Source organism: Lysinibacillus sp. NPDC056185 (assembly GCF_047737915.1).
Classification (GTDB): Bacteria; Bacillota; Bacilli; order Bacillales_A; family Planococcaceae; genus Lysinibacillus.
In genome coordinates this window covers 1-11950 of record NZ_JBLLLQ010000010.1, presented here as the reverse complement: position 1 = coordinate 11950, position 11950 = coordinate 1, and the positions used below count along the sequence as shown (strand labels likewise).

9 protein-coding genes are annotated in these 11950 nt (G+C 36.1%); 7 read left to right on the top strand and 2 right to left on the bottom strand.

From position 1 onward, the window contains the following. Window positions 1–267 precede the first annotated feature (267 nt). Together rnpA and rpmH are read right to left on the bottom strand one after the other, a co-directional pair. A complete protein-coding gene (rnpA, locus tag ACMZ42_RS11915) occupies window positions 268–612 on the bottom strand; it encodes a ribonuclease P protein component (protein WP_370077951.1) in 345 nt (114 codons plus the stop codon). A gap of 101 nt (window positions 613–713) precedes the next feature. Next, a complete protein-coding gene (gene rpmH, locus ACMZ42_RS11910; protein ID WP_004233310.1) occupies window positions 714–848 on the bottom strand; it encodes a 50S ribosomal protein L34 in 135 nt (44 codons plus the stop codon). Window positions 849–1403: 555 nt separating this feature from the next. Here rpmH and dnaA point away from each other — a divergent pair. From dnaA to ACMZ42_RS11875, 7 genes are all read left to right on the top strand, one after another. Continuing rightward, the gene (gene dnaA, locus ACMZ42_RS11905; RefSeq protein ID WP_142510017.1) at window positions 1404–2753 is read left to right on the top strand and encodes a chromosomal replication initiator protein DnaA; all 1350 of its coding nucleotides are present in this window, start codon (window positions 1404–1406) and stop codon (window positions 2751–2753) included. Between the two features lie 169 nt (window positions 2754–2922). Beyond that, window positions 2923–4059, top strand: coding sequence for a DNA polymerase III subunit beta (dnaN, locus tag ACMZ42_RS11900; protein WP_370077953.1), 1137 nt, complete (start codon window positions 2923–2925; stop codon window positions 4057–4059). A 212-nt stretch (window positions 4060–4271) separates the two neighbouring features. Next, window positions 4272–4496 carry a S4 domain-containing protein YaaA gene (yaaA, locus tag ACMZ42_RS11895; RefSeq protein WP_370077955.1) on the top strand — a complete coding sequence of 75 codons (225 nt, stop codon included), beginning with the start codon at window positions 4272–4274 and terminating at the stop codon, window positions 4494–4496. A 3-nt stretch (window positions 4497–4499) separates the two neighbouring features. Further along, the gene (recF, locus tag ACMZ42_RS11890) at window positions 4500–5615 is read left to right on the top strand and encodes a DNA replication/repair protein RecF (protein WP_402869872.1); all 1116 of its coding nucleotides are present in this window, start codon (window positions 4500–4502) and stop codon (window positions 5613–5615) included. 91 nt (window positions 5616–5706) lie between these two features. Further along, window positions 5707–7641: a DNA topoisomerase (ATP-hydrolyzing) subunit B gene (gene gyrB / locus ACMZ42_RS11885; RefSeq protein ID WP_370077959.1), complete on the top strand. Its 1935-nt coding sequence runs from the start codon at window positions 5707–5709 to the stop codon at window positions 7639–7641. A 25-nt stretch (window positions 7642–7666) separates the two neighbouring features. After that, a complete protein-coding gene (gyrA, locus tag ACMZ42_RS11880; RefSeq protein WP_370077961.1) occupies window positions 7667–10144 on the top strand; it encodes a DNA gyrase subunit A in 2478 nt (825 codons plus the stop codon). 146 nt (window positions 10145–10290) lie between these two features. Beyond that, a complete protein-coding gene (locus tag ACMZ42_RS11875) occupies window positions 10291–11373 on the top strand; it encodes an HD-GYP domain-containing protein (protein ID WP_402869868.1) in 1083 nt (360 codons plus the stop codon). Window positions 11374–11950: the final 577 nt, after the last annotated feature.

Genomic DNA, 11950 nt, shown 5'->3' with positions numbered 1-11950 from the left:
TTTTTCTAAAACTATATGCATTCTCTTCTTTATACATTTACAGTTTCCTGCAACTGAATAAAGTTATCAGTTATTTTATCATGCATATATCGTTTCACTCTACTAAATATTCTAACAATGGGCACATATTTGCTAAGTAATGTTACTAATAATTCATATATTGCAGTGAAAATCCATTTCTAAAATACCCCTAAGCGTATTTTCAATGAATTCACTTTCGCGCAGAAACTAAACTATTCTATTTCACCACTTTGGTTGCCATCCATATTAGGCTTTCTTCAATACTTTTGCGATTCGTAGTACATGCTGCAAACTTTGTTTTACTTCATGAAAATCCATTGTGGCCGCCGGCTGTCTGGCGATAATAACATAGTCCATATTCGGCTTTAGTTCATCCTTTAATTCATGAATACTTTGTCGAATATAGCGTTTGATCTGGTTGCGTGTTACTGCATTCCCAAGCTTTTTACTAACCGATAATCCTATACGAAATTCCGTTTGTCCCTCTTTTTCTAAAAAATATACGACAAACTGACGATTAGCGAAAGATTTACCCTTTTTAAACACCTTTTGAAAATCATCGTTTTTCTTCACTCGTTGGCGTTTTTTCATTACTTTCACCTGCTACTCGATAATTATCCTTTGATCCTCATTTTTAGGTTTACCAAAAATAAAGAAAAAAAAGACCACTGATGTGTCTCAGTGGACTTATTTTATGCTGATAATACTTTTCTTCCTTTACGACGGCGAGCAGCAAGAACTTTGCGACCGTTTTTCGTGCTCATACGTGCGCGGAAACCGTGAACTTTGCTGTGCTTACGTTTTTTTGGTTGGTAAGTACGTTTCATTTATATAGACACCTCCTGGATGAGTTGAATTTTTCAACATACAGACTTGAATATTATATAAAGTAACTAGTTATTTTGTCAATGAATTTTATAAATTTCTATATTTACGCAAATCTATGTCTATATTTCACTTCGATCATCTTCTACTGAATAAAAATAAATTATCCACAGAATACTTGTTTTTTTTACACAGAGTTGTGTATAGTATTTTTTGCATATTTTTTTATCCACAACATTTATCTACAGCTTTTTCACATAAGCAGACCTTGTGGACAACTAGGTAGTGCATAAATAGAAGGTATGTGGATAAGTTTCGCAAACTATTGAAATAGCTTTGTTTTTCTGATACGATATCTGTGCTTCACTTTGTTGAAAACTGAAATGAACTTTTATTTTATCCACAACTGTTGATATGCTGTGGATAATTTTTATCACAGCCTTTGGTTAACTTTTATCCACAACTTGTGAGTTTGTGGATTAGTTGTAAAATGAACGTATTTACCGTTTCTATAAATGCGCTTTTAATTGTATTGAACTGAAAAGGAGATTAGCAGCTTGGAACATTTAGAAGAACTATGGAATAATGTCCTGGCTCAAGTTGAACAAAAAATTTCTAAACCAAGCTTCGAAACGTGGCTAAAGTCTACTAAACTACTTTCCTACAATGGTAGTGGTTCTACTGTGACAATTGCTGCGCCAAATTCGTTTGCTCGAGACTGGCTTGAAAATCATTATATTCATTTGATTACAGGTATATTAACGGAGCTTACAGGCGAAGACTTGCTTATTAAGTTTGTTGTTCAAAAAAACCAGGATTCGGACGATTTCGATTTACCAGCGCCGATTATCCAAGCAAAAAATGACGATCATCATGATATTTCACCAGGTATGTTAAACCCGAAATATACTTTTGATACGTTTGTTATTGGCTCTGGTAACCGCTTTGCACATGCTGCCTCGCTAGCTGTCGCAGAAGCGCCTGCGAAGGCTTATAACCCATTTTTTATCTATGGGGGAGTAGGGCTTGGCAAAACACACTTAATGCATGCGATTGGTCATTATGTACTTGAACATAATCCAAATGCAAAGGTGGTATATTTATCATCTGAAAAATTTACAAATGAATTTATTAACTCAATTCGAGATAATAAGGCACTTGATTTCCGCAATAAATATCGCAATGTAGATGTACTGCTAATTGATGATATTCAATTTCTAGCTGGAAAAGAATCAACTCAAGAAGAATTTTTCCATACTTTTAATACATTGCATGAAGAATCGAAACAAATTGTTATTTCCAGTGACCGTCCTCCTAAGGAAATACCGACATTGGAAGATCGTTTACGTTCTCGATTCGAATGGGGACTAATTACAGATATTGCGCCCCCTGATTTGGAAACTCGTATCGCCATTCTTCGAAAAAAAGCAAAGGCTGATGGCCTAGAAGTGCCAAATGAAGTCATGCTCTATATTGCGAACCAGATTGACTCCAATATTCGGGAGCTTGAAGGTGCGCTTATTCGCGTCGTTGCCTATTCATCACTTGTTAACAAGGATATTAATGCAACTTTGGCTGCTGAAGCATTAAAGGATATTATCCCTAATTCAAAGCCACGGACTGTCACGATATTAGACATTCAAAATGCAGTAGGAGAGCATTTTAACATTCGTTTAGAGGATTTTGTCGCTAAAAAACGTACAAAGTTAATTGCCTTCCCACGTCAAGTCGCCATGTTTTTATCTCGCGAATTAACAGATTTTTCGCTGCCGAAAATTGGCGAAGAATTTGGTGGACGTGACCATACTACTGTTATCCATGCGCACGAAAAAATATCTTCTATGTTGAAAAATGACGTTCAGCTACAGCAAGATATTAAACAAATTCGAAGCATGCTAGGAAAATAATACTGTGGACAACACAAACATTTAAACACAAACTTATACACAGTCTATCTACATGTGGATAGACTGATTTTATTCACTTGAAAGTACTTATCCACAAATCCACAGGGCCTATTACTATATCTTTTTTATTTTATATAAATAAATAATATAAATATGTGAGGGAAAACGAATGAAATTTGATATTTTACGTGACCGTTTATTAGAGGGTTTAAATGATGTCATGAAAGCCGTAAGTTCAAAAACGACTATTCCAATTTTAACGGGGATAAAAATTGATGTAACAGATGAGGGTATTCGCTTAACAGGTAGTGATGCTGATATTACAATTCAAACATTTATTCCAGTTGAAGAAGATGGCCAACAAATAATTCATATTACAGAAACAGGATCAATAGTTGTACAAGCACGTATGTTCAATGAAATTGTACGTAAGTTACCAACAAATGAGGTTGAAATTCAAGTAACAATTGGTTTCCAAACTCATATTCGTTCAGGTAAATCTGAATTCCACTTAATTGGCTCAGATGCTGCTGAATATCCTTTACTACCCGAATTAACAGAGGATCAAAAATTTACTATTCCTGCAGATCTATTAAAGTCAATTATCCGTGAAACAGTATTCGCTGTTGCCACTTCAGAAAGTAGACCAGTGTTGACAGGTGTAAACTGGCAGATAAAAAATGAAACATTAATCTGTGTTGCAACAGATAGCCACCGTTTGGCAAGACGTAAAGTTCAACTGGAAAATTTACCTGAGGTTGAACATAGTGTTGTAATTCCTGGTAAAAGCTTAAATGAGTTAAATAAAGTTTTAGAGGATTCTACAAATCTTGTACAAATTGTTATAACAAGTCAGCAAGTGTTGTTTAAAACTGGAGAGGTTTTATTCTTCTCTCGTTTACTTGAAGGTAACTACCCAGATACATCACGTTTAATTCCAGAAGAGTACCAAACAAATCTAACGATTAATGGTAAATCATTATTACAAGCAATCGATCGTGCATCTCTTGTTGCTCGTGGCGATCGTAACAATGTTGTACGTTTTGAGATTTTAGATAATCAAGCTGTTGAAGTTTCTTCCAATTCTCCGGAAATCGGTAAAGTACAAGAGGAAATTCCTGTTGAGTCATTAGAAGGGGAGAACTTAAAAATTTCTTTCAGTGCGAAATACATGATGGAAGCATTAAAAGCAATTGATGGTCAAGAGGTAGTCGTTCAATTCACAGGGGCAATGAGACCATTTATTTTACGTTCTGTTCATGACGATGCTATTTTACAATTGATTTTACCTGTACGTACGTATTAAAAAATCAATTAAACCGAAGGCAAATTGTGCCCGGAATCAGTTGAAAGAAGTAAACAATTTTTGTTGGAGAGAATAAACTCCATAATTTCAAACTCAAAGGACTTTGAAAAATGTACTGATAGTCGCTAATCGCGGCTATCTTTTTTTACTTATGGCGAATTTTTAGGTATGATAGAGAGATAGACGATCTGTATTTGGAGGGGAACTCAGCTATGAAGGACATTGAAATTGATGTAGAGTTTGTCACATTAGGGCAACTTTTAAAAATAACCGATGCCATTAGCTCTGGTGGCATGGCCAAGTGGTTTTTACACGAAAATGATGTATATGTAAATGGAGAAATAGATGATCGCCGCGGTCGTAAATTACGTGACGGTGACATTGTAAATATTCCTGGATGTGGTCGATTTCGTATCGTTGGTGCCGCTGGACAGTAGATTATGCATATAGAGCAATTAAAACTTACAAATTATCGTAACTATGATGCCTTAGCTTTAAACTTCTCTCCAAAAATTAATGTTTTCATTGGTGAAAATGCTCAAGGGAAAACTAATGTTATGGAATCTATTTACGTATTGGCGATGGCTAAATCCCACCGCACAACGAACGATAAAGAATTAATACGTTGGGATTCAGACTATGGTAAAATAGAAGGGGCCATTCAAAAAAGGCATGGTATTTTACCAATTGAACTTACGATTACGAAAAAAGGCAAAAAAGGTAAGATAAATCACATAGAACAAAGTCGCCTAAGTCATTATATTGGCCAAATGAATGTCGTGATGTTTGCACCCGAAGATTTAAATGTCGTAAAGGGAAGTCCGCAAATACGACGACGTTTTATTGATATGGAGATTGGGCAGATTTCGCCTGTCTATTTACATGATTTATTAACCTTTCAAAAAGTTTTAAAGCAACGTAACCACTTTTTAAAGATGAATCAAGGTAAAGCTATGCCAGATGACGTGATGTACGAGGTTTATAATGAACAATATATTCACGCAGCTACCCAAATTATTCGAAAAAGATTTCAATTTATGGATTTATTGCAGGAGTGGGCAGAGCCAATTCACGCAGGTATTTCACAAGGGAAGGAAACGTTAGCTATTAAATACCGCACAGTAGCTGGTATTGAAAAAGAGCATACTTCCAGTGAAATTGAAAACTTCTTGCATAAAAAGCTAATAGAAGCTAAGCCGCGTGAATTTGATCGAGGTGTAACACTAGTTGGTCCACATCGAGATGATTTGCAGTTTTTAGTAAATGACTATGATGTTCAGACATATGGTTCACAAGGACAGCAACGTACAACCGCTCTTTCATTAAAACTTGCTGAAATCGAATTAATTAAACAAGAAACAAATGAAACACCCATACTACTTTTAGATGATGTATTGTCGGAACTCGACGATTATCGCCAATCGCATTTATTAAATACCATTCAAGGTGAAGTTCAAACCTTTGTTACGACTACAAGTGTTGATGGAATTCACCATGAAACGATGGAGCATGCACAGCTGTTTCACGTGAAACAAGGAGCGATTGAAGAAAGTTAGCCCGGGAGTTTTTTAGATTACAAAAGAATGGTAATAGTCAGCTCGGTTGACTGTTCATTCATTTACACACAATGATGTTATGAAGGAGTAGATGAAAGCCGTGGCTATAGAGAATGAAGGTTTACAAAATCAAGCTTATGAAGCCGATCAGATACAGGTATTAGAAGGTTTAGAAGCTGTACGTAAAAGACCAGGGATGTATATCGGTTCAACAAGCTCTAAAGGGCTTCACCATTTAGTATGGGAAATTGTTGATAATAGTATTGATGAAGCTCTTGCAGGATTTTGTACAGATATAAAAGTAACAATAGAAAAAGACAATTGGATTCGTGTAGAAGACAATGGTCGTGGTATTCCGGTAAGTATTCAAGAGAAAATGGGTAAGCCTGCTGTTGAGGTTATTATGACAGTGCTCCATGCTGGCGGTAAGTTCGGCGGTGGAGGATACAAAGTATCAGGCGGTCTTCATGGTGTAGGTGCATCTGTTGTAAATGCTCTATCAGTTGAGACGATCGTTCAAGTTCATCGTGAGGGTCATATTCATGAAATTAAATTTGAACGTGGGAGAACTGCGCAAGAGCTAACGGTTATCGGTGATTCAGATCATAATGGAACAACTACACGTTTTAAAGCAGACCCTGAAATATTTAAAGAAACGACTGTTTATGAATATGATATTTTAGCACATCGTATTCGTGAATTAGCTTATTTAAATCGTGGTATCAAGATTACAATTGCTGATGAACGCGAAGGCGAGGAACGTTCTACTACGTATCATTATGAAGGTGGTATTCGTTCTTATGTTGAGCATTTGAATCAATCTAAAGAACCAATCCATGATCCAATAGATGTTCTTGGAGAAAAAGATGGTATTTCAGTTGAAATTGCTATGCAATATAATGCTGGATTCTCTTCAAATATCTTTTCATTTGCTAATAACATTAATACGTATGAAGGCGGTACACATGAGTCTGGTTTTAAAACAGCTCTGACACGTGTTATTAATGATTACGCACGAAAAAATGGCCTATTAAAAGAATCAGATACAAACCTTACTGGTGAGGATGTTCGTGAAGGGTTAACAGCTATTGTTTCAGTTAAGCACCCTGATCCACAATTTGAAGGACAAACAAAAACAAAGCTTGGTAACTCTGAAGTTAGCCAAATTACTAACTCCTTATTCTCAGATGGTTTTGAACGATTTATGTTAGAAAATCCAACTGTCGCTCGTAAAGTTGTTGAAAAAGGTTTAATGGCTGCTCGTGCACGTGTCGCTGCTAAAAAAGCACGTGAATTTACACGTCGTAAAAGTGCACTTGAAGTATCAAGTTTACCAGGTAAATTAGCTGACTGTTCATCAACAAATCCAGCTGAATGTGAAATTTATATCGTTGAGGGTGACTCTGCCGGAGGATCTGCGAAATCTGGACGTGATCGACACTTCCAAGCGATTTTACCATTACGTGGTAAAATACTAAACGTCGAAAAAGCGCGTTTAGATAAAATTTTATCGAACGCAGAAATTCGTGCGATGATTACAGCATTCGGCACAGGTATTGGTGAAGAGTTTACTTTAGAAAAGGCTCGTTATCATAAAATTGTTATTATGACAGATGCCGATGTCGATGGTGCCCACATTCGCACATTACTACTAACATTCTTCTTCCGTTTCCTTCGACCACTCGTAGAGGCAGGTTATATTTATATTGCACAGCCACCTCTTTATCAAGTAAAGCAAGGTAAGCATGTTGAATATTGCTATGATGAAGAAACATTAAAAGAAATTTTAGAACGATTACCAAAAATGCCAAAACCAAATGTGCAACGCTACAAAGGTCTTGGGGAAATGAATGCAGAGCAGCTTTGGGAAACTACAATGGATCCTGAGCACCGCACATTGTTACAAGTAGAATTAGATGATGCAATTAAAGCAAACCAAGCATTTGAGCGTTTGATGGGCGATGAAGTTGAACCTCGTCGTCAATTTATCGAAGAAAATGCAGTATACGCTAATTTAGATATTTAATTTTTCTTGAGAGGAGGTCTACACTTTGTCAGAACAAGAACGCTCCGGTGTTAAAGGAGTTAATATAACAAAAGAAATTGAAACATCCTTCCTCGATTATGCGATGAGTGTAATCGTTTCTCGTGCATTACCAGACGTACGAGATGGATTAAAGCCTGTACATCGCCGTATTTTATATGGCATGCAAGAGCTAGGGAATACAGCAGATAAAGCGTACAAAAAATCAGCACGTATCGTTGGGGACGTAATGGGTAAATACCACCCACATGGTGACTCATCCATCTATGATGCAATGGTACGTATGGCGCAAGATTTCAGCTATCGTTACATGCTAGTCGATGGTCATGGTAACTTCGGATCTGTCGATGGCGACGGAGCGGCAGCGATGCGTTATACGGAATCACGTATGTCTCGTATAGCGATGGAAATGCTTCGTGATATTAATAAAGACACAATTGACTATACAGATAACTATGATGGTTCAGAAAAGGAACCTATTGTCCTTCCGAGTCGCTATCCAAACTTATTAGTAAATGGAGCGGCAGGAATTGCGGTTGGTATGGCGACAAATATTCCGCCACATCAACTTGGTGAAACGATAGATGCTGTGATCGCACTTTCAGAAAATCCAGCTATCACAACAGAAGAATTGATGGAAATCATCCCAGGACCTGATTTCCCAACTGGTGGATTAATTTTAGGTCGTAGCGGTATTCGCCGTGCTTACGAAACAGGTCGTGGCTCGATCATTATTCGCGCAAAGGTAGAGATTGAACAAAAATCAAATGGTAGAGAAACAATTCTTATTCATGAATTACCATACCAAGTAAATAAAGCTAAGCTTATTGAAAAAATAGCAGAGCTTGTACGCGATAAAAAAATTGATGGTATTACAAACCTACGTGATGAATCTGACCGACGTGGTATGCGAGTAGTCATTGAAGTTCGTAAAGATGCAAATGCTAATGTAGTTTTAAATAATTTATATAAACAAACAGCCATGCAGTCGAGCTTCGGTATTAATATGCTGTCATTAGTAAATGGTCAACCTAAAGTAATGGGCTTAAAAGAAATGCTGTATCATTATTTAGAGCACCAAAAGGTTATTATTCGTCGTCGTACGGAATTTGAATTAAGAAAAGCGGAAGATCGTGCACATATTTTAGAGGGCTTACGTATTGCCCTTGATCATATCGATGAAATTATTGCTATTATTCGTGGTTCACGTAGTGGTGATGAAGCGAAACCTCAATTAATGGAACGATTTGATTTATCTGAACGTCAAGCGCAGGCAATTTTAGATATGCGTTTAGTTCGTTTAAGTGGATTAGAGCGTGAAAAAATTGAAGCAGAATATCAAGAACTTCAAATTTTAATTGCTGAATTAAAAGCAATTTTAGCGGATGAGGCTAAAATTGTTGATATTATTCGTACTGAAATAGTAGAACTAAAAGAACGCTTTAACGATAAACGTCGTACTGAAATTACTTCTGGCGGTTTAGAAATGATTGAGGACGAGGATTTAATCCCAGTCGAAAATTCAGTTGTAACTTTAACGCACAATGGTTATGTCAAACGTTTAGCTGCGAATACATATCGCAGTCAAAAACGTGGCGGTCGTGGTGTACAAGGTATGGGCACAAATGAAGATGATTTTGTAGAGCATCTTATGAATACATCTACACACGATACAATTTTGTTCTTCACTTCTAAAGGGAAAGTATTTAGAGCAAAAGGTTATGAGATTCCGGAATTTGGCCGTACAGCGAAAGGATTACCGATTGTTAACTTACTCAATATTGATAAAGGTGAGAAAGTAACAGCAATGATCCGTGTTGGTTCATTTGATGAAGATGCATACTTTATCTTCACAACTAAAACAGGTATTACAAAGCGTACACCAGTATCTCAATTTGCTAATATCCGAACAAACGGCTTAATAGCTATAAGTTTACGAGAAGATGATGATCTTATTTCTGTTCGTTTAACAGATGGCGAGAAACAAGTGATTATCGGTACTCGTGATGGAATGCTTGTACGTTTCCAAGAGGATGATATTCGTTCAATGGGCCGTACTGCAGGTGGTGTACGAGGTATTAAACTACGTGATGGTGACGAAGTAGTTGGTATGGAAATCGTTGAACCAGGGCAGGAAATTTTAGTTGTTACAGCAAAAGGTTACGGTAAACGTACTTCTGAAGAGGAATATCGTTTACAGAGCCGTGGTGGTGTTGGATTAAAAACAATTCAAATCACTGATAAAAACGGTCCAATGGTAGCTGTAAAAACTGTTGATGGCTCGGAAGATTTAATGCTGATCACAATTAACGGTATGCTAATCCGTATGGATGTGAATGATATCTCATTAATTGGTCGTAGTACACAGGGAGTTCGTTTAATTCGTTTAAGCGATGAAGAGCTTGTTGCAACTGTAGCGAAGGTTGAAAAAGAAGAAGAATCTAACGAAGAATCTAATGAAGAAAATGATCAAGTAGAAGAATAATAAAAGACCGATGACGACAGCTAATGTTGCCGTTCATCGGTTTTTTAGTATAAATCATGAAAAATAAGTAATTATTTTGAATTCCATGATAAAATAAAATTAACCTTATATTTAAGCAAGTGAAATAGTGAAGAGGAGTTAATTGCGTGGAAACTATACATATCCCTATTTCAGAGTTACGCGTTGGAAAAGTAATTTCTGAAGATATTTTTGCTAATACACAATATCCAATAATTTTTAAAAACACGATAATTTCCCATGAACATTTACCGGTTTTTTTCGCTTTTAATATTTCGAGAGTCCCAGTTTATAAAGATGGTATAGAGGCTCGATCGGAGATAAAAGAAACAGAATTAGTTGTTCCGATAGAGGCTATTCCAACATTTAAAAAGATTTATGACAATTCTATTGAGCAATTCAAAAAGGAATTTAAAAATTGGGAAGCTGGTGCAAAGGTAGATATTACGAAAGCACGTAAAATTATTTTGCCATTATTAGAAATGGTTTTAGAAGATCGTACCATCATTTTTGAATTAAATGAGTATTCAAATCCAAAAGACTATTTGTACCATCATTGTGTAGCAACAGCATTGATTTCTTCGGTGATTGCACAAAAATTAGGCTATGACAAAGGAATTACAATTCAAGTTGCAATTGGAGGGTTATTAGCTGATTGTGGAATGGCAAAAATTCATCCACGTATCCGTGATAAAAAAACAACCTTAACAGAGCAGGAGTTTGATGAAATTTATAAGCATCCAACTTATAGCTACGATATGGTCAAAGATTTAACAATCTTAAAGGATACAATGAAAGAGGCTATTTTCCAGCACCATGAGCGTTTAAACGGTAGTGGCTATCCGAAAGGGGAAAAAATCGCTAATATTTCTACTTTTGCTCAAATTATCGCGGTTGCAGATGTATTCCATGCAATGACTTGTGAGCGAGTGTATAGAGCTAAGCAATCTTCCTTTAAAGTCATAGAGATGATTAATGAATCTGAATTTGGGAAGTTTGATATTAAAGTAGTTCGTGCACTAATAGATATTGTTGCCGACCTTCCTCTAGGAACAATAGTTGAACTATCTAATCTGGAACAAGGCGAAGTGATGTTTGTAAATAAATTTGCACCAACTCGACCACTTATCAAATTAAGCCACACAGGGGAGATATTTGATTTAGGAAAAAATCGTACCTTCTATATTTCACGTATTATAACAAATTTATAATAGTTGAAAGGCAACCCATTAACATTGGTGTTCGCCTTTTTTATTTTTAATTCGATTGATAAATTATTTAGGTGATAAAACCAAAGTATCAACAAAGATTTCAACCTCTAGCTAAGTACGAGAAAATTGATATCTTTGAAATGATTTCACTTCTTTCAGCAAATGTTTTATGTAAGGTAAGTGAAACGGCAGCTACAAGTGTCTTTTGTAGCGAAAGCAAAGCGTCAGCTACAGAAGTCTCCTACCTCTATAGGTGGTGAGATGAATGCTGATTTAAGGCTAACTAATCTTCTGAACAAAGTGGTTTAGAAGAAGAATAATAGATTTTAAAAGACTTTTAATTTTTTTCGAGAAAGTGTTGACATAGTTTTAGATTCTTGATATTATTAGTGAGTCGCCAAGAGGTGACACTTAAAACAAAGATTAATGAACCTTGAAAACTGAACAAGCAAAACGTAATCAATAAAGTTTTTAGTAGCTAACCTTGAGTTGGTGAACGAAACAAAATTTTGGACATCAAACATGATGCCAGCAAAACAATTTGAGCTAATCAAATTTCTTTTTATGGAGAGTTTGA

Coding starts and splice junctions, on each gene's coding strand:
- gyrB (WP_370077959.1), top strand. CDS start 5,707: ATGAAAGCCGTGGCTATAGAGAATGAAGGTTTACAAAATCAAGCTTAT.
- yaaA (WP_370077955.1), top strand. CDS start 4,272: ATGAAGGACATTGAAATTGATGTAGAGTTTGTCACATTAGGGCAACTT.
- recF (WP_402869872.1), top strand. CDS start 4,500: ATGCATATAGAGCAATTAAAACTTACAAATTATCGTAACTATGATGCC.
- dnaN (WP_370077953.1), top strand. CDS start 2,923: ATGAAATTTGATATTTTACGTGACCGTTTATTAGAGGGTTTAAATGAT.
- rpmH (WP_004233310.1), bottom strand. CDS start 848: ATGAAACGTACTTACCAACCAAAAAAACGTAAGCACAGCAAAGTTCAC.
- rnpA (WP_370077951.1), bottom strand. CDS start 612: ATGAAAAAACGCCAACGAGTGAAGAAAAACGATGATTTTCAAAAGGTG.